The 17,994-nt window shown below is 66.1% G+C and carries 18 protein-coding genes (1 of these 18 cut by a window edge); all 18 read left to right on the forward strand.

The genetic code is table 11. From position 1 onward, the window contains the following. Positions 1–111 precede the first annotated feature (111 nt). Complete coding sequence (gene scpB / locus YS110_21860) at positions 112–747, forward strand: SMC-Scp complex subunit ScpB (protein UJB67218.1); 636 nt, start codon at positions 112–114, stop codon at positions 745–747. Next, positions 744–1,952, forward strand: coding sequence for a pseudouridine synthase (locus tag YS110_21865; protein UJB67219.1), 1,209 nt, complete (start codon positions 744–746; stop codon positions 1,950–1,952). The genes scpB and YS110_21865 overlap by 4 nt, the downstream gene beginning before the upstream one ends. 99 nt (positions 1,953–2,051) lie before the next feature. Further along, positions 2,052–2,477, forward strand: coding sequence for a nucleoside-diphosphate kinase (gene ndk / locus YS110_21870; protein UJB67220.1), 426 nt, complete (start codon positions 2,052–2,054; stop codon positions 2,475–2,477). Positions 2,478–2,518: 41 nt separating this feature from the next. After that, positions 2,519–3,637, forward strand: coding sequence for a 23S rRNA (adenine(2503)-C(2))-methyltransferase RlmN (rlmN, locus tag YS110_21875; protein UJB67221.1), 1,119 nt, complete (start codon positions 2,519–2,521; stop codon positions 3,635–3,637). A gap of 33 nt (positions 3,638–3,670) precedes the next feature. Then, complete coding sequence (gene pilW / locus YS110_21880) at positions 3,671–4,495, forward strand: type IV pilus biogenesis/stability protein PilW (protein ID UJB67222.1); 825 nt, start codon at positions 3,671–3,673, stop codon at positions 4,493–4,495. After that, positions 4,488–5,384, forward strand: coding sequence for a helix-turn-helix domain-containing protein (locus YS110_21885; protein ID UJB67223.1), 897 nt, complete (start codon positions 4,488–4,490; stop codon positions 5,382–5,384). The genes pilW and YS110_21885 overlap by 8 nt, the downstream gene beginning before the upstream one ends. 8 nt (positions 5,385–5,392) lie before the next feature. Then, a complete protein-coding gene (gene ispG, locus YS110_21890) occupies positions 5,393–6,652 on the forward strand; it encodes a flavodoxin-dependent (E)-4-hydroxy-3-methylbut-2-enyl-diphosphate synthase (protein ID UJB67562.1) in 1,260 nt (419 codons plus the stop codon). Between the two features lie 98 nt (positions 6,653–6,750). Then, positions 6,751–8,106 carry a histidine--tRNA ligase gene (gene hisS / locus YS110_21895; protein UJB67224.1) on the forward strand — a complete coding sequence of 452 codons (1,356 nt, stop codon included), beginning with the start codon at positions 6,751–6,753 and terminating at the stop codon, positions 8,104–8,106. A 17-nt stretch (positions 8,107–8,123) separates the two neighbouring features. Beyond that, positions 8,124–8,798: a tetratricopeptide repeat protein gene (locus tag YS110_21900; protein ID UJB67225.1), complete on the forward strand. Its 675-nt coding sequence runs from the start codon at positions 8,124–8,126 to the stop codon at positions 8,796–8,798. Next, entirely contained in the window at positions 8,798–9,952 is a 1,155-nt protein-coding gene (bamB, locus tag YS110_21905) for an outer membrane protein assembly factor BamB (GenBank protein ID UJB67563.1), read from the forward strand. The genes YS110_21900 and bamB overlap by 1 nt, the downstream gene beginning before the upstream one ends. 19 nt (positions 9,953–9,971) lie before the next feature. Then, the gene (gene der / locus YS110_21910; protein UJB67226.1) at positions 9,972–11,312 is read left to right on the forward strand and encodes a ribosome biogenesis GTPase Der; all 1,341 of its coding nucleotides are present in this window, start codon (positions 9,972–9,974) and stop codon (positions 11,310–11,312) included. Between the two features lie 67 nt (positions 11,313–11,379). Beyond that, entirely contained in the window at positions 11,380–11,652 is a 273-nt protein-coding gene (hfq, locus tag YS110_21915) for an RNA chaperone Hfq (GenBank protein ID UJB67227.1), read from the forward strand. 60 nt (positions 11,653–11,712) lie between these two features. After that, a complete protein-coding gene (hflX, locus tag YS110_21920; protein ID UJB67228.1) occupies positions 11,713–12,891 on the forward strand; it encodes a GTPase HflX in 1,179 nt (392 codons plus the stop codon). 49 nt (positions 12,892–12,940) lie between these two features. Then, positions 12,941–14,278, forward strand: coding sequence for an FtsH protease activity modulator HflK (hflK, locus tag YS110_21925; protein ID UJB67229.1), 1,338 nt, complete (start codon positions 12,941–12,943; stop codon positions 14,276–14,278). Positions 14,279–14,287: 9 nt separating this feature from the next. After that, entirely contained in the window at positions 14,288–15,199 is a 912-nt protein-coding gene (gene hflC / locus YS110_21930; protein UJB67230.1) for a protease modulator HflC, read from the forward strand. A gap of 19 nt (positions 15,200–15,218) precedes the next feature. Further along, positions 15,219–15,407 carry a DUF2065 domain-containing protein gene (locus tag YS110_21935; protein ID UJB67231.1) on the forward strand — a complete coding sequence of 63 codons (189 nt, stop codon included), beginning with the start codon at positions 15,219–15,221 and terminating at the stop codon, positions 15,405–15,407. 82 nt (positions 15,408–15,489) lie between these two features. Continuing rightward, positions 15,490–16,638, forward strand: coding sequence for an ATP phosphoribosyltransferase regulatory subunit (locus YS110_21940; GenBank protein UJB67232.1), 1,149 nt, complete (start codon positions 15,490–15,492; stop codon positions 16,636–16,638). A 29-nt stretch (positions 16,639–16,667) separates the two neighbouring features. Beyond that, positions 16,668–17,994 carry the 5' portion of an adenylosuccinate synthase gene (locus YS110_21945; GenBank protein UJB67233.1) on the forward strand. The gene runs 50 nt beyond the window's last position, so only the first 1,327 of its 1,377 coding nucleotides appear in the window; it begins with the start codon at positions 16,668–16,670; the stop codon falls past the right edge of the window.

Below are 17,994 nucleotides of genomic sequence, written 5' to 3' on the forward strand. Positions count from 1 at the left end.
TCCAGCACCGCATCGCCGTTTCGCCGAGTGCTGACGTACCGAATCCTTCTTTTTGATTGCTGGCGCCGCACTGCCTGTGCAAGGCGCCGTTTGCCCGGAAACCTCTGAACCATGAACTCGGTGGATGCCAAGAGGATCCTTGAGACCGCGTTGATCTGCGCCCCGCAGCCCGTGAGCGTGCGTGACCTGCGCATGCTGTTCAACGACATGCTCGGTGCAGACAGCATCAAGGCGCTTTTGCAGGAGTTGCGGCAGGACTGGATGCAGAAGGGAGTGGAGCTGGTGTGCGTGGCCAGTGGCTGGCGTTTCCAGAGCAGGCCCGAGATGCGCGAGTACCTTGACCGGCTGCATCCCGAAAAGCCGCCGCGCTATACGCGCGCCACGCTGGAGACGCTGGCCATCATCGCTTACCGCCAGCCGGTGACGCGGGGCGACATCGAGGACATTCGCGGCGTGACGGTGAACAGTCTCATCATCAAGCAACTGGAAGACCGCGGTTGGGTGGAAGTGATCGGCCACCGCGAGACGGTGGGGCGGCCTGCGCTGTTCGCCACCACCCGCCAATTCCTCGATGACCTGGGGCTGCAGTCGCTCAACCAGCTGCCCATGCTGGAAGACACGCGCGCGCAGGCCGGGGCGCTGCAAGCGCTTGGCGCGCCCGAGGGAGAGCCTTTGGCGGGCGAGCTTTTTGAAACTTCTTTGAACGAACAGGGTGCCGCCGAGGGTGGCGCAGCAACTCAGCCATGAATGACAACACCCCCACCGACGCTGTAGAAACGGACGCGCCAACCGGGCCTGCCAAGGCGGATGCGCGGCAGGCGCCGCGCAAGAAGGCGCCCCGGCCCGCCGCTGCGGCTGTGCCCGATGGCTACCAGTTTGCCGACGTGGTTTCTGGCGCCTTCGATGAGGACGAAGGGCGGGCCGATGTGCCCGTGCCCAAGCGGGTGCTTTTGCCGCAGCCCGAGACGCCGAAGCTGCACAAGGTGCTGGCCCAGGCCGGGCTGGGCTCGCGCATCGAGATGGAGCAGATGATCCTGGAAGGACGCATCTCGGTGAACAACGAGCCCGCCCATGTCGGGCAGCGCGTGCAGTATGGCGACCAGGTCAAGGTCAACGGCAAGCCGATCCGTTTCCGCATCGAGCCGCCGCCCGTGCGCGTGATCGCTTACCACAAGCCGGTGGGCGAGGTGGTGACGCACGACGACCCGCAGAACCGCCCCACGGTGTTCCGCAGGCTGCCACGCCTGGTGCAGGGCAAATGGCAGTCGGTGGGGCGGCTGGACCTGAATACCGAAGGCCTGCTGCTGTTCACCAGTTCGGGCGATCTGGCCAACAAGCTGATGCACCCGCGCTTCGGCCTGGAGCGTGAGTACGCGGTGCGCGTGCTCGGCGCCTTGAGCGATGAGGAGCGCCAGACGCTGCTCGATGGCGTGCAGCTCGACGATGGCCCGGCCGCGTTCGGCTCCATCGAGGACGGCGGCGGCGAGGGCGCCAACCGCTGGTACCGCGTCACCATCTCCGAGGGGCGCAACCGGGAAGTGCGCCGTCTCTTCGAGGCCGTGGGCCATGCGGTGAGCCGGCTCATCCGCATCCGCTACGGCGCCATGCTGCTGCCGCGCGGCCTCAAGCGCGGTGCGTGGATGGAGCTGGACGAGCAGGACATCCGCGCGCTCATGGCGGCGGCGGGCATGCAGGAGCGGCCACGCGCAGCGCAGGGGCAGGGTGCCGGCCGCGGCCGGCGTGCGGGAGCCGCTCCGCGCGGCCCAGGCGGGGCAGCGGGCGCGCGCAAGGCGCAGGGCGCTTCGCAGAATGCGCCGCAGCGTGGCCGGGGTCCGGGCGGTGGCGCGCAGCCCGATCCCATGAAGACTTCGCTGGGATACATCGGGGCCGACAGCCTTTCACGCCAGCGGCAGGGGCAGAAACGCAACGCCCCCCGCAGGGGCGGGCGCTGATCCGGCATGCCCGGGCTGGCGGGCCGGGAACCGTGGGCCCGTTAGAATTGAAGGTTTTGTCTATCGGGCAAAAAAACCGAAACTCATAGGAAATTGAAAATGGCTATCGAACGTACCCTCTCCATCATCAAGCCTGACGCTGTCGCCAAGAATGTGATCGGCCAGATCTACGCACGCTTCGAGGCCGCCGGCCTGAAGGTCGTGGCGGCCCGCATGGTGCACCTGTCGCGCCTGGAGGCCGAGCAGTTCTATGGCGTGCACAAGGAGCGTCCTTTCTTCAAGGACCTGGTGGACTTCATGATCTCCGGCCCGGTGATGGTGCAGGCTTTGGAAGGCGAGAACGCCATCCTGAAGAACCGCGAGCTGATGGGCGCCACCGACCCCAAGAAGGCTGAGCCCGGCACGATCCGCGCCGATTTCGCCGACAGCATCGACGCCAATGCCGTGCACGGCTCCGACGCGGCGGAAACGGCTGCCGTGGAAGTGGCCTTCTTCTTCCCCGGCCTGAACATCTACTCGCGTTGAGCATGTTTCCCGTGCCATGTGGCACGGGCGCATGACAGGGCATGACGACCAATCTCCTCGACTTCGATCTCGACGGACTGGCCGCCTTTTGCGAGGGGCTGGGGGAGAAGCGTTTTCGTGCCACGCAGCTGTTCCGCTGGATTCACCAGCGTGGCGCGCACGATTTCGGCCAGATGAGCGATCTGGCCAAGTCGTTGCGCGAGAAACTCAAGGATCGCGCCTGCATCACCGGCCTGCCCGTACTGACGGAGCAGGCCTCGGCGGATGGCACGGTCAAGTGGCTTTTCGACGTCGGCGGCGGCAATGCCGTCGAAGCCGTTTTCATTCCCGAAGACGACCGGGGTACGCTGTGCGTGTCCTCCCAGGCCGGCTGCGCCGTGGGCTGCCGTTTTTGCTCGACCGGGCACCAGGGCTTTAGCCGCAACCTCACCACCGGCGAGATCCTGGCCCAGCTGTGGTATGCCGAGCACCACCTGCGCCAGCGCCTGGGTGGCAGCGAGCGCGTGATCTCCAACGTCGTCATGATGGGCATGGGTGAGCCGCTGCAGAACTACGGTGCCCTGGTGCCGGCCTTGCGGGTAATGCTGGACGACCACGGCTATGGCTTGTCGCGCCGCCGCGTGACCGTTTCCACCTCGGGCGTGGTACCGATGATGGACCGGCTGGCGCTCGACTGTCCGGTGGCCCTGGCGGTGTCACTGCACGCGCCCAATGATGCGTTGCGCGACCACCTGGTGCCGCTCAACCGCAAGTACCCGCTGGAAGAATTGCTCCAGGCCTGCATTCGCTACCTGGACCATGCGCCGCGGGACTTCATCACCTTTGAATACTGCATGCTCGACGGAGTCAACGACCAGCCCGAGCATGCCCATCAGTTGATCCGGCTTGTGCGCAGCCATGCCCAGGGCAAGGCCTGGTGCAAGTTCAATCTGATCCCTTTCAACCCTTTCCCGGCGTCGGGCCTGTTGCGCTCCCCGCTGCAACGGGTGGCCGAGTTCGCCAGGCTGCTCAGTGAGGCGGGCATCGTCACCACGGTGCGCAAGACGCGGGGCGACGACATCGACGCGGCCTGCGGCCAGTTGGCGGGGGACGTGAAGGACAGGACGCGCGCCGCCGAGCGCATGGCGCGGCGGCGCACGATTGAAATCAAGCCGGTTTAGCGGTTCGTACCGCAGTTATCGAGGAGGCTCTGCATGATGGGAACGGTTGTGGATTGGCTGCAGCGGGGCCGCTGGGGCCTTGTGGCCGGTGGCATGGCGCTGGCGGTCCTGGCCGGTTGCGCAACGCCTGGGGGCACCGCCTCGAGCGATGGCTCCGATATCGTGACGGCCTCCGACGAGACGGAAACCCACCGCCGCGCCCGCATCCGTTTGGAGCTGGCTGCCAGTTATTTCGAGCGCAGCCAGCTCACGGTGGCCCTGGACGAGATCAGGCGCGCCCTGGCCATCGAGCCCAACTATGCCGATGCGTTCAATCTGCGCGGCCTGGTCTTCATGCGCATGGACGACCTCGGCCTGGCCGAAGAAAGCTTCCGGCGCGCCATGGCGCTGCGCCCCTCCGATCCCGATGTGGCGCACAACTATGGCTGGCTGCTGTGCCAGCAGAAGAAATTCGCCGAGGCCGACCAGCACTTCGAGCGTGCCCTGGCCCAGCGCAACTACACCGCGCGCAGCAAGACCTACATGGCGCAGGGTTTGTGCCATGACGCCGCGGGCCAGGCCGGTCTCGCCGAGCAGTCCTTGCTGAAATCCTACGAACTCGATCCCGGCAATCCGGTCGTGGCCTACAACCTGGCGCTGCTGCTGCAGCGCCGGGGCGATTTGACGCGCGCGCAGTTCTATATCCGGCGCTTGAACAACAGCGAGCTGGCGAATGCCCAGTCGCTGTGGCTGGGCATCAAGATCGAGCGTGCCCTGGGCAGCGACGTGGCCATGCGCCAACTGGGCGAGCAGCTGCAAAAGCGTTTCCCGGAGTCGCGCGAACTCGGCGCCTACAAGCGGAGGGCGTTCGATGAATGACACCACGACCCACGAAGGCCAGACGGGTGCCAGCGCGGGTGCGTTGCTGCGCCAGGCGCGCCAGGCCGCGGGCATGGACATCGCGGTGCTGGCGAGTGCGCTGAAGGTGCCGGTCAGCAAGCTCCAGGCGCTGGAAAACGACGACTTCGCCGTGCTGCCCGACGCGGTGTTCGCGCGTGCCTTGGCGTCCAGTGTGTGCCGCACGCTGAAGGTCGATCCCGCTCCGGTGCTGGGGCAGTTGCCTCAGAGCCAGGCGCCGCGCCTGGTGGGCGAGAAGGACGGCCTGAATGCGAAGTTCAAGGACCCCCAGGACAAGGCGCCGCCCTTGCGGCTGCCCGCGGCCTCGCGGGGCGTGAGCCTGGCGGTGCTGGTGCTGCTGGCCGGGGCGGCCGCGGTGTATTTCCTGCCCAGCGGCATGCTGGAGTTCGATTGGGCGCGCACCCCCGCGCCGGAGCCGGTGCATGCCGTGGCCGAGGCGTCCCGGGAGGGCGCTGCCGTTGCGGAGGCCACGCAAGACGCGGGGCCGGCCGTGCCGGCACAGCCGCCGGCCAGTGACTTGCCGCTGGCCGCGCCAGCGGCCCCGGCATCGCACGCGACGGTGGCGCCCATGGCGGCCGCCAGCGTGGCGCCTGCGACTGTTGCGGCGGCTTCCTCGGCGGTGCTGGAGTTCCGTGCCAACGCGGAATCCTGGGTGCAGGTGCGGGATGCCTCGGGCACGGTGGTGTTCGAGCGCACCCTGAGGGCCGGCGAGTCGGCCCAGGCGCCGGGCAAGCCGCCGCTGGCCGTGGTGGTGGGCAAGGCCAACGCCACCGAGGTGGTGGTGCGCGGCGTGCCGTTCGACCTGGCTGCAGTCGCGCGCGAGAACGTCGCGCGCTTTGAGGTGAAATAGTGCAAGCAATGAACAGCGAGGCGCAGCCCATCGCGGTGGCGGCGCCCCGGGCGCGCCGTACGCGCCAGGCCCGGGTCGTCTGGGGCAGCCGCGTGGTGACCGTGGGCGGCGACGCGCCGGTGCGCGTGCAGTCGATGACCAACACCGACACGGTGGACGCCATCGGCACGGCCATCCAGGTCAAGGAACTGGCCCTGGCGGGCTCGGAGTTCGTGCGCATCACGGTGAACACGCCGGAGGCCGCGCAGGCCGTGCCCTACATCCGCGAGCAGCTCGACCGCATGGGGCAGGATGTGCCGCTGGTGGGCGACTTCCACTACAACGGCCATCGCCTGCTGACCGAATTTCCGGCCTGCGCCGAGGCGCTTTCCAAGTACCGCATCAACCCAGGCAACGTCGGCAAGGGCGACAAGAAGGACAAGCAGTTCGCCCAGATGGTCGAAGCGGCAATCCGCTGGAACAAGGCAGTGCGCATCGGCGTGAACTGGGGCAGCCTGGACCAGGAGCTGCTGGCGCAGCTGATGGACGCCAACAGCCGCCGCGCCCAGCCGTGGGAGGGGCGCCAGGTCATGTACGAGGCGCTGATCACCTCGGCCATCGAGTCCGCGCGCCAGGCCGAGGCCATTGGGCTCGATGGCAGCCAGATCATCCTGTCGTGCAAGGTCAGCGGCGTGCAGGATCTGATCTCGGTCTACCGCGAACTGGCGCGCCGCTGCGACTACGCGCTGCACCTTGGCCTGACCGAGGCGGGCATGGCGACCAAGGGCACGGTGGCGTCGGCCACGGCCCTGTCCATCCTGCTGCAGGAGGGAATTGGCGACACCATCCGCGTCTCGCTCACGCCGCAGCCCGGCGAGGCGCGCACGCAGGAGGTGGTGGTGGCCTCCGAGATCCTGCAGGCGCTGGGCTTGCGCGTGTTCGTGCCCAGCGTCACGGCGTGCCCGGGCTGCGGGCGCACCACCAGCACCACGTTCCAGGAGCTGGCCAAGCAGATCGACGACTACCTGCGCGCGCAGATGCCGGTGTGGCGCGGACGCTATCCCGGCGTCGAGGGCATGAAGGTGGCCGTGATGGGCTGCATCGTCAATGGCCCCGGCGAGAGCAAGCATGCCGACATCGGCATCAGCCTGCCCGGCACCGGCGAGGCACCGGCGGCGCCGGTGTTCATCGACGGCGAAAAGGCCATGACCTTGCGCGGCGACAACATCGCGCGGGAGTTTCACGACATCGTCGAGCAGTACGTGCAGCGCCGCTACAGTGCGCGCTGAATCGTCGTTGCTATTGTTCAAGGAGCTGCTAGCGCTTGCTGGATAAGCGCTGGAGGCCAATTTCATTCATATTCATATTTCTTCGGGAACCCCTTGCCGTGAGCGTCACCCCTCCTTCCGCGCCGAGCAAAGCGCAAAAGCTCAGCGCCGTCAAAGGCATGAACGACATCCTGCCGGCCGCCGTGCCGCGCACCGAGAAGCTGCCCAGCTCCGAGCGCTGGCAGTGGTTCGAGGCGGCCGTGCGCAAGGTGCTGGGCCGCTATGGCTACCAGTACCTGCTGACGCCCGTGGTCGAGCCCACGGCCCTGTTCGTGCGCGGCCTGGGCGAAGTGACGGACATCGTGGAGAAGGAGATGTATTCCTTCACCGATGCCATGAACGGCGACCAGCTCACGCTGCGCCCCGAGGGCACGGCGGGCGTTGTGCGCGCCATGATCGAGCACAACGCGCTCTACAACGGCCCGCTGCGCCTGTGGACCGCCGGCCCCATGTTCCGCCACGAGCGGCCGCAAAAGGGCCGCTACCGCCAGTTCCACCAGCTCGACGTGGAGGCGCTGGGCTTCGCCGGGCCGGACGTGGACGCGGAAATGATCCTCGTGGCGCGCGCGCTGTGGCGTGAGCTGGGCCTGGTCGAAGGCCAGCACGTGCGCCTGGAGATCAACAGCCTGGGCCAGAGCGCCGAGCGCCGCGCGCACCGCGATGCGCTGGTGCGCTACTTCGAGGAGCACGCCGCCGTGCTGGACGAAGACGCGCGCCGGCGCCTGCACAGCAACCCGCTGCGCATCCTCGACAGCAAGAACCCGGCGATGCAGGCGCTGATCGAGGCCGCGCCGCAGTTGATGGACTTCCTCGGCGCCGAGTCGCGCGCGCATTTCGGCGCCGTGCGCGCCGCGCTCGATGCCGTGGGGCTGCAATACCGCATCAACCCGCGCCTGGTGCGCGGCATGGACTACTACAACCTCACCGTGTTCGAGTGGGTGACCGACCAGCTCGGCTCGCAAGGCACGGTGTGCGGCGGCGGCCGCTACGACGGCCTGATCGCGCAGCTGGGCGGCAAGAGCGCGCCCGCCGTGGGCTTCGGCCTGGGCATCGAGCGCCTGCTGCTGCTGGCGCAGGAACTCGATCTGCCCATGCCGTGCAGCGCCGCCGACGCCTATGCCGTCGTGCCGCCGGGCACGCCGCTGGCGCCCGTGGTGGCCACGCTGGAGGCGCTGCGCGCCCAGGGCGTGTGCGTGATCCAGCACGCGGGCGGTGCTGACGGCGCGGGCAGCATGAAGTCGCAATTCAAGAAAGCCGACGCCAGCGGCGCGCGCCATGCCCTGGTGTTCGGCGGCGAGGAACTGGCGCGCGGCCAGGTGCTCGTCAAGGCCCTGCGCGACGGCAGCGGCGCCCAGGTGGAGCGCTCCCTGGCCGACGTGACGCAATGGGCGGCCGCTCTACAATCCAACGCTTAAATTTCGCAACGCATTCCATGGCACATCACCTCGACCTTGAAGAACAAGAGCAGCTTGACCGGCTCAAGCATTTCTGGAACGCCTGGGGCACGCTGATCAGTTCGGTGCTGCTGGTGGTGTTTGGTGGCCTGGCGGCCTGGAATGGCTACCAGTACTGGCAAAGCCGCCAGGCATTCCAGGCCTCGGCCCTGATGGATGCCGTGGACGCTGCCATCGCTGCCAAGGATCCAGCCCGCATGGAGCAGGCCTTCGGCGATTTGCGCGAGCGCTATGCGGGCACCATGCAGGCCGGCCTGGCCGGACTGCAGTTGAGCAAGGCGCTGGCCGATGCGGGCAACCTGGACGGCGCCAAGGCTGCGCTTACCTGGGTGGCGGACAAGGCGTCCGACCCCGGGCACAAGGCGCTGGCGCGCCTGCGCCTGGCCAGCGTGCTGGCGCAGCAGCAGGCCTACGACGAGGCGCTCAAGCAATTGTCGTCCGGCATTCCCCCGGAGTTCGATGCAGCGGCCGCCGACCGCCGGGGCGACATCTACGCCCTGCAAGGCAAGAAGGCCGAGGCCATCGAGGAGTACAACAAGGCCTACCGGCGCTTTGACGAAGGCCAGGAATACCGCCGTATCGTGGAAGTCAAGCTCAATGCGCTGGGTGTCGAGCCGGCCGCCGTGGCGCCTGCCCAAGGGGGCGCGAAATGATGCGCCGCGCTTTGCATGCGCGCGCGGTGCGCCCGCTGGGTGTGCTGGCGCTGGCGTCCGCCGTGCTGCTGTCCGGCTGCTCGCTGTGGGGCGGCGGCTCCAGCAAGCCGAAGCCGCTGGAGCTGGGCACCATGGAGCCGGTGCTCGCCGTGCGCCAGGCCTGGCTGTCCAAGGTGGGTCCGGTTGATCGCCTGGCGCTGGCCGTGCATGTCAACGGCACGGTGGTGACCGTGGCCTCCGACGCGGGCACGGTGGCGGCTATCGATGCCCGCACGGGGGGCGACGTATGGCGTGCGCAACTGGGGCGGCCGCTGATCGCCGGCGTAGGCAGCGATGGGCAGCGTGCGGCCGTGGTTTCGGACAGCAATGAACTCATCGTGGTGGCTGATGGCCGCGAAGTCTGGCGCCGGCCGCTGACGGCGCAGGCCTATACGGCGCCGCTGGTGGCCGGAGAACGTGTTTTCGTGCTGGCCGCCGATCGTTCGCTGGCGGCCTACGATGCGGCCACGGGCCAGCGCCTGTGGCGCCAGCAGCGCCAGGGCGAGCCCCTGGTGCTGCGCCAGCCCGGGGTCCTGATGGCCGTGGGCGACACCCTGGTGGCCGGCATGGCGGGACGCATGGTGGGCTTCAACCCCGACAACGGCACGGTGCGCTGGGAAGCGCCCGTCGCCACGCCCCGGGGCACGAACGACGTGGAGCGCCTGGTGGAACTGGTCGCGCCGGTGAGCCGGGTGGATGACAGCGTGTGCGTGCGTGCCTTCCAGGCGGCCGTTAGCTGCGTGAACACGGCCCGTGCCGCGACCCAATGGAGCCAGGCGGCCAACGGTGCCACGGGCATCGACGGCGATGGCACGCTGCTGTTCGGCACGGAAAGCAATGGCTTCGTGCAGGCCTGGCGCCGCGCCGATGGCGCGCGCGCCTGGTCGTACGACCGCCTGCAGTACCGCAAGCTCACGGCACCGCTGCTGCTGGGCCGCTCGGTGGTGGTGGGGGACGATGCTGGCTGGGTGCATTTGCTCTCGCGCGAGGACGGGCAGCCGCTCAACCGCTTCGCCACCGACAACTCGGGCATCGCCGCCACGCCGGTGGTGGCGGCCAACACGCTGGTCGTCGTGACGCGCAATGGCGCTGTCTACGGCTTCCGGCCCGATTGATGCGCGGGAGTCGCAGGGCATGAAACCTGTCATTGCGCTCGTTGGGCGCCCCAACGTCGGCAAGTCCACGCTGTTCAACCGCCTCACCAAGTCGCGCGACGCCATCGTGGCCGACTTCGCCGGGCTGACGCGCGACCGGCACTACGGCAACGGCCGCCAGGGCAAGTACGAGTACATCGTCATCGACACGGGGGGCTTCGAGCCGGACGCGTCGAGTGGCATCTTCCGTGAGATGGCCAAGCAGACCCAGCAGGCCGTGGCCGAGTCGGATGTGGTGGTGTTCGTGGTCGATGCCCGCGCGGGCGTGTCGGCGCAGGACCACGACATCGCCAACTACCTGCGGCGCTTGGGCAAGCCCTGCCTGTTGGTGGCCAACAAGGCGGAAGGCATGCAATCGGGCGTGCAGCTGTCCGAGTTCTATGAGCTGGGCCTGGGCGAGGTTTACCCCGTCTCCGCGGCGCATGGCCAGGGCGTGCGCGGCCTGGTGGAGCAGGCGCTGGAGCCGCTGAACCTGCCTGAGCCGGAGGACGATGGGGATCTGCAGGAGGGGCTTGGTCCGGTCAAGCTCGCCGTTGCAGGGCGTCCCAACGTCGGCAAGTCCACGCTGATCAACACCTGGCTGGGCGAGGAGCGCCTGGTGGCGTTCGACATGCCGGGCACGACGCGCGATGCGATCTCCGTTCCGTTCGAGCGCCAGGGGCAGAAGTTCGAGCTGATCGACACGGCAGGCCTGCGGCGCAAGGGGCGGGTGTTCGAGGCCATCGAGAAGTTCTCGGTGGTGAAGACCCTGCAGGCCATCGAGTCGGCCAACGTCGTGCTGCTGCTGCTCGATGCCACCCAGGGCGTGACGGACCAGGACGCGCATATCGCGGGCTATATCCTCGAAAGCGGCCGTGCCGTGGTCATCGCGGTCAACAAATGGGATGCGGTGGACGACTACCAGCGCCAGATGCTGGAGCGCTCGATCGAGACGCGGCTGTCGTTCCTGAAATTCGCCAACCTGCACTTCATCTCTGCGCAGAAGCGCCAGGGGCTGGGTCCTGTGTGGGCTTCGATCGTGCAGGCGCACAAGGCGGCCACCTGCAAAATGCCGACCCCCATCCTGACCCGGCTGCTGCTGGAGTCGGTACAGTTCCAGACGCCCAAGCGCGTGGGCGGCTACCGGCCGAAGATGCGCTACGCGCACCAGGGTGGCATGAACCCGCCGCTGATCGTCATCCACGGCAATTCGCTGGAGCTCGTCACCGATGCCTACAAACGCTTCCTCGAGGGGCGTTTCCGCAAGGAATTCAACCTCGTGGGGACGCCCCTGCGCATCGAGATGAAGACCTCGCACAATCCATTCGTCGACAAGGAATAGCGGCGAAAGCCCTTGTGCCCCGAACAGCCGATGCGCTGTGGTAAGGTGGCGAATTACAACAACATTCTTGAACACGGAGAATATCGTGAGCAACAAAGGCCAACTCCTCCAAGACCCGTTCCTGAACGCGCTGCGCCGCGAGCATGTGCCGGTCTCCATCTATCTGGTCAACGGCATCAAGCTGCAGGGCCAGATCGAATCCTTCGACCAGTACGTTGTGTTGCTGCGCAACACCGTGACACAAATGGTCTACAAGCACGCCATCTCCACCATTGTTCCTGGCCGCGCCGTGAATTTCTCCACGGCCGACACTGCGGACAGCGACGCCAGCGGCTCCTGAGTTTGCATTGCACTACAGCCCCCCGCCGTGGCGGGGACGCGGGCCCAGAGGAGGGCTTTCGTGGGTTTTGATGCTTCGGCGCAGCGCAAGGGCGCTGCGGTGGTCTTGGTCGGGGTGGACTTCGGGCTGCCCCATTTCGATGCCGAACTCGAAGAACTGGGCCTGCTGGCACAGACGGCCGGCCTGGATCCCGTGGCCCGGCTGACTTGCAAGCGCAAGGCGCCGGATGCGGCGCTTTTCGTAGGCAGTGGCAAGGCGGATGAAATCCGCCTGCTGGTGCAGATGCATGGCGCGGTCGAGGTGCTGTTCGACCAGGCGTTGAGCCCCGCGCAGCAGCGCAACCTGGAGCGCCACCTGGAAGTGCCGGTCTATGACCGTACCCTGCTCATCCTGGAAATCTTTGCCCAGCGCGCGCGCAGCCACGAAGGCAAGCTTCAGGTCGAGCTGGCACGGCTGCAGTACCTGAGCACGCGCCTGGTGCGCCGCTGGTCGCACCTGGAGCGCCAGCAGGGGGGCATTGGCATGCGTGGCGGCCCCGGGGAGACACAGATCGAGCTGGACAAACGCATGATTGGGGACGCGATCAAGCGCACCCGTGAGCGTCTGCTCAAGGTCAAGCGCCAACGCTCCACGCAGCGCCGCCAGCGCGAACGCCGCGACACCTTCAATATCTCCCTGGTCGGCTATACGAACGCAGGCAAGTCCACGCTGTTCAATGCGCTGGTCAAGGCGCGTGCCTACGCTGCCGACCAGCTTTTTGCCACGCTGGATACGACCACGCGCCAGCTGTACCTGGTTGATGCGGGGCGGTCCGTGTCGCTGTCGGATACCGTCGGCTTCATCCGCGATTTGCCCCACGGTCTCGTCGATGCCTTCCAGGCCACCTTGCAGGAGGCGGTGGATGCAGATCTTCTGCTGCACGTGGTGGATGCGGCCAATCCGCATTTCCCGGAGCAGATCCAGCAGGTGCAGAAGGTGCTTGCGGAAATCGATGCGGTGGATATTCCCCAGCTGCTGGTATTCAACAAGCTCGATGCACTCGCGCCGGAACAGCGGCCGTTGCAGTTGCAAGACAGCTATGAGATGGACGGCCGGCCCGTGCCGCGTGTTTTCCTGAGTGCGCGTACGGGAGAAGGGTTGCAGGCGTTGCGCCAGCAATTGACCGCGACCGTGATTGCCGAGCGGGGCCAGGGCATGACCCCTGGCATTGCTCCTGAATTACCGGAGGGTCTGGTCTGATTGGGCAGAATGTCCGAATGGCCCGCATCCAACAACTCTGAGACATTGCATGATTTTTCCAATTCGCGCCCCGCGTTGGGCGATGCTGCCGCAGCGTATCCGGGGAATGTTCAATCTGAACGATCCGCGTTGGGGCCGTGGTGATGACAAGGCGTCGGACGATGCCAACCGGCCGGAGGATCGCCCCCCGCAGGGGCGGCGCAATCCAGGGCCTGGTGGCCAGCCGCCCGATCTGGATGAGCTGTGGCGCGACCTTAACCGCAAGCTGTCTGGCCTGTTCGGCGGCGGCAATGGCGGCGGGCGTGGCGGTAATGGCGGCGGTTTTCAGCCAGACATGCGCAATGCGGGCATCGGGGCGGGGCTGATCGCAGGCATCGCCTTCGTCATCTGGATGGGGACGGGCATTTTCATCGTCCAGGAAGGCCAGCAGGCGGTGATCACGCAGTTCGGCAAATACAAGGCCACCGTGGGGGCCGGTATCAACTGGCGGCTGCCCTATCCGATCCAAAGACATGAGCTCGTCTTCGTGACGCAGATCCGCTCCGCCGATGTGGGGCGTGACAGCGTGATCAAAAGCACCGGGCTGCGTGATTCCGCCATGCTGACGGAAGACGAAAACATCGTCGAAATCAAGTTCGCCGTGCAATACCGGTTGAATGACGCGCGTGCGTGGCTGTTCGAGAGCAAGAACCCGGCCGATGCCGTGGTGCAGGCCGCGGAAACGGCGGTGCGCGAGGTCGTGGGCAAGATGCGCATGGATACGGCGCTGGCCGAGGAGCGTGACCAGATTGCGCCGCGCGTGCGCCAGTTGATGCAGACCATCCTGGATCGCTACAAGATTGGTGTCGAAGTCGTTGGCATCAATCTGCAGCAGGGCGGCGTTCGTCCTCCCGAGCAGGTGCAGGCCGCGTTTGACGATGTGCTCAAGGCGGGCCAGGAGCGCGAACGTGCCAAGAACGAGGCCCAGGCCTATGCCAATGACGTGGTGCCACGTGCCGTGGGTACGGCTTCGCGCCTCGGCGAAGAGGCCGCTGCCTACAAGGCGCGCATCGTGGCCCAGGCACAGGGTGACGGGCAGCGCTTCAGCTCCGTGCTGGCAGAGTACCAGAAGGCGCCCCAGGTCACGCGTGACCGTCTGTACCTTGAAGCCATGCAGCAAATCTATGGCAGCGTGACCAAGGTGCTGGTGGAGTCGCGCCAGGGCTCGAACCTGCTGTACCTGCCGCTGGACAAGATCATGCAAGGCGTGGCGCAACAGCCTGCCGTGGCTGCGGTCGATGGCGCGCCTGCCACTTCCAGTTCTGCGCCTGCTGCCGCCCCATCGGGGTTCGGCAATGATTCCCGTGCCCGTGACAACAGCCGCTCGCGTGATCGCGAGCTGCGTTAGGAGAGCCTTGTGAACCGAGTCGGTTTTTTTGTTACGACCATTCTGCTGGCGCTGGCACTGGCCAGTTCCATGCTCTTCGTGGTGGACCAGCGCCAGTTCGGTGTGGTGTATGCACTGGGGCAGATCAAGGAAGTCATCACCGAGCCAGGTCTGAACTTCAAGCTGCCCCCGCCGCTCCAGACGGTGGCCTATATCGACAAGCGCCTGCTGACCCTGGACAGCTCCGACACCGAACCCATGCTGACCGCTGAGAAGCAGCGGGTGGTGATCGACTGGTATGTCCGCTGGCGTATCTCCGAGCCTTCGGAGTACATCCGCAACGTGGGCATGGACGAGAACGCTGGTGCACTGCAGCTCAACCGGGTGGTGCGCAACGCCTTCCAAGAAGAAATCAACCGTCGCACGGTGCGTGAATTGCTTTCCACCAAGCGCGAAGCCTTGATGGCGGATGTGAAGAAGGAAGTGCTCGAAGCGGTTCGTGGCGCCAAGCCCTGGGGGGTGGATGTGGTGGACGTGCGCATTACGCGCGTGGATTACGTCGAGGCCATTACCGAGTCGGTGTATCGCCGCATGGAGGCCGAGCGCAAGCGGGTTGCCAATGAGCTGCGCTCGACGGGCGCTGCGGAAGGCGAAAAAATCCGTGCCGATGCGGACCGTCAGCGTGAAATCACGGTGGCGAATGCCTACCGTGATGCACAGAAGATCAAGGGTGAAGGCGATGCCGAAGCCGCACGGGTGTATGCCGAGGCGTTTGGCAGGGACCCGCAGTTTGCCCAGTTCTACCGCAGCCTTGATGCTTACAAGGCAAGCTTCAACAAGAAAAGCGACGTGATGGTAGTGGATCCATCTTCGTCCGAGTTCTTCAAAGCCATGCGCAATGGCGGTAGCGCTGCAGCTGCCCCGGCTGCGTCTCGCAAGTAACCGGCGCCCGCTGCCTGCCATGGATTGGAGCGACAGCCTCTGGCTTGCCTGCGCCCTGGTGCTGGTGTTCGAGGGCTTCATGCCCTTCGTGGCACCGGCTCTGTGGCGCAGGACGTTCTTGCAGATTGCGCAGATGCGCGATGGGCAGATTCGCTTCTTTGCGCTATGCAGCATCCTGGCGGGCCTTTTGATGCTCGTTTGGGCTTGAGGGCCTCGGCCTGCCCGGCCTGACGAGGGCGGGTCGGACCCTAGCCGGTAGAATCACGTTTTTAACAGCCTCTCCTCTTCCCATGTCTGCTTGGGTCCTCCCGGATCACATTGCCGATGTCTTGCCTTCCGAGGCGCGGCACATTGAAGAACTGCGCCGCGGGCTGCTGGATGCGGCGCGCAGCTACGGCTATGAGCTCGTCATGCCGCCGATGCTCGAACATCTTGAATCCTTGCTGACCGGCTCGGGCGAAGCACTGGATTTGCAGACGTTCAAACTCGTCGATCAACTCTCCGGCCGCACGCTCGGTCTGCGTGCCGACACCACGCAGCAGGTGGCGCGCATCGACGCGCACCTGCTCAATCGCCAGGCCGTGACGCGCCTGTGCTATTGCGGGCCGGTGCTACACACCCGGCCCGACCGCCCGCATGCCACGCGCGAACCGCTGCAGTTCGGTGCCGAAATCTATGGACATCAGGGGCTGGAGGCAGATTTGGAGGCGCTGCGCTTGGCACTCGATTGCCTGCGGGTTGCAGGAGTGCGCGATTTCAGCGTCGATCTTGCGGATGTGCGCATCGTGCGCAGTCTCCTGGCGGGCGTGCCTGTCGATGGTGAGGTGCTGCGTGGCGTGCATGTGGCGTTGGCGAGCAAGGACGCCAGCGAACTGGCGGCGCTTACGCGCGACTTTCCTGCGGCATCCCGCGAGGGCCTGCGCGCCCTGTTGACCTTGTACGGTGACATCCAAGTACTGGATGAGGCTGAAAAAGCCTTGCAAGGCATAGCTGGAGCGCGCGAGGTGCTATCAAATTTGCGTACGGCTGCGTCCCGCCTGGGCGATGTGCCGATCACCTTCGATTTGGCCGACCTGCGTGGGTATGCCTACTACAGTGGCATGCGCTTCGGCATTTATGCCCGTGGCGCCAGCGATGCGCTGGTGCGCGGTGGCCGCTATGACGAGGTGGGGGCGGTGTTCGGGCGCAACCGTCCCGCCGCCGGGTTCAGCCTCGATATCAAGCAATTGGTGGCCGTGGTGCCGCCGCATCCCCTCAAGGCCGCCATCCGTGCGCCTTGGAGCGAGGCGGCGGACTTGAATGCGGCCATCGCTGCCTTGCGCAGCCAAGGGGAAACCGTGGTCTGCGTGCTGCCAGGCCATGACAGCGGAGTCGATGAGTTCCGCTGCGATCGCGAGTTGGTGTGCACCGCTGGCCAGTGGGCCGTGCGCACCCTTTGATGCATTCAAGAAGTCAACCGGATTTGGACATGAAAACGAACAAAGGTCGCAATGTCGTTGTGGTCGGCACCCAGTGGGGTGACGAGGGCAAGGGCAAGCTCGTGGACTGGCTTACCGAAAGTGCCCAGGGCGTGGTGCGTTTCCAGGGAGGACACAACGCGGGCCATACCTTGGTGATCAACGGCGTGAAGACGGCTTTGCATCTGATTCCCAGCGGCATCATGCGTCCCGGCGTCAAGTGCTACATCGGCAATGGCGTGGTGCTGTCCGCCGCCAAACTGTTCGAGGAAATCGAAGGTTTGGAGAAGGCCGGTGTGGAAGTGCGCTCGCGCCTGCGTGTCAGCGAGGCCTGCCCGCTGATTCTGCCGTTCCATGCCGCGTTGGACGTGGCTCGCGAAGCGGTGCGCGAGCAAGGCGGTGCGGAAAAAATTGGCACCACGGGGCGCGGCATTGGACCGGCGTACGAAGACAAGATCGCCCGTCGTGCGTTGCGTGTGCAGGATCTCAAGTACCCTGAACGCTTCGCCGCCAAGCTGCGCGAATTGCTGGCGCTGCACAACCATGTGTTGCAGACGTTCCTGGGCTCCGGGAGCTTCACCTTCGGTGATGCTCTCAAGCCCTACATCCGTGATGGCGCAGTGCAGTTCGAGCCGGTCTATGAAGAGGCCATGCGCCATGCCGAACTGCTCAAGCCCATGATGGCCGATGTTTCGCGTGAGCTCAATGAGGCCCACCAGGCCGGCGGCAATCTGCTGTTCGAAGGCGCGCAGGGTACGCTGTTGGACGTGGACCATGGCACCTATCCCTATGTCACATCAAGCAACTGCGTCGCCGGCAATGCGGCCGCAGGTTCGGGCGTCGGCCCCGGCATGCTGCACTACATCCTGGGGATCACCAAAGCCTATTGCACACGCGTGGGCGGTGGTCCGTTCCCGACCGAACTCGAATGGGAAAAGCCGGGTACGCCGGGCTACCACATGAGCACTGTGGGTGCAGAGAAGGGGGTGACTACGGGCCGTAGCCGCCGCTGCGGCTGGTTCGATGCGGCATTGCTCAAGCGCAGCGCGCAGGTCAACGGCCTGTCGGGCCTGTGCATCACCAAGCTCGACGTTCTTGATGGTTTGCAGGAGCTCCAGCTGTGCGTGGGCTATGAGCTTGACGGCGAGCGCATCGATCTGCTGCCCATGGGGGCTGACGAGATTGCACGCTGCAAGCCGATCTACGAAACCCTGCCTGGCTGGAGCGAGTCCACGGCCGGTGTGACCGTGTACGAGCAACTGCCGCAAAGCGCACGCAATTATCTGGAGCGCATCACCCAGGTCACGGGCGTGCCTATTGCCATGATTTCGACCAGCC

The sequence above is a fragment of the Acidovorax sp. YS12 genome, from assembly GCA_021496925.1.
Lineage (GTDB): Bacteria > Pseudomonadota > Gammaproteobacteria > Burkholderiales > Burkholderiaceae_C > Paenacidovorax.

Excerpts from the sequence above, each read along its gene's own strand:
- YS110_21940 (UJB67232.1), top strand. The coding sequence starts at position 15,490 with ATGTCTGCTTGGGTCCTCCCGGATCACATTGCCGATGTCTTGCCTTCC.
- YS110_21885 (UJB67223.1), top strand. The coding sequence starts at position 4,488 with ATGAATGACACCACGACCCACGAAGGCCAGACGGGTGCCAGCGCGGGT.
- pilW (UJB67222.1), top strand. The coding sequence starts at position 3,671 with ATGATGGGAACGGTTGTGGATTGGCTGCAGCGGGGCCGCTGGGGCCTT.
- ispG (UJB67562.1), top strand. The coding sequence starts at position 5,393 with ATGAACAGCGAGGCGCAGCCCATCGCGGTGGCGGCGCCCCGGGCGCGC.
- scpB (UJB67218.1), top strand. The coding sequence starts at position 112 with ATGAACTCGGTGGATGCCAAGAGGATCCTTGAGACCGCGTTGATCTGC.
- YS110_21935 (UJB67231.1), top strand. The coding sequence starts at position 15,219 with ATGGATTGGAGCGACAGCCTCTGGCTTGCCTGCGCCCTGGTGCTGGTG.
- ndk (UJB67220.1), top strand. The coding sequence starts at position 2,052 with ATGGCTATCGAACGTACCCTCTCCATCATCAAGCCTGACGCTGTCGCC.
- der (UJB67226.1), top strand. The coding sequence starts at position 9,972 with ATGAAACCTGTCATTGCGCTCGTTGGGCGCCCCAACGTCGGCAAGTCC.
- YS110_21865 (UJB67219.1), top strand. The coding sequence starts at position 744 with ATGAATGACAACACCCCCACCGACGCTGTAGAAACGGACGCGCCAACC.
- YS110_21900 (UJB67225.1), top strand. The coding sequence starts at position 8,124 with ATGGCACATCACCTCGACCTTGAAGAACAAGAGCAGCTTGACCGGCTC.
- bamB (UJB67563.1), top strand. The coding sequence starts at position 8,798 with ATGCGCCGCGCTTTGCATGCGCGCGCGGTGCGCCCGCTGGGTGTGCTG.
- rlmN (UJB67221.1), top strand. The coding sequence starts at position 2,519 with ATGACGACCAATCTCCTCGACTTCGATCTCGACGGACTGGCCGCCTTT.
- hflK (UJB67229.1), top strand. The coding sequence starts at position 12,941 with ATGATTTTTCCAATTCGCGCCCCGCGTTGGGCGATGCTGCCGCAGCGT.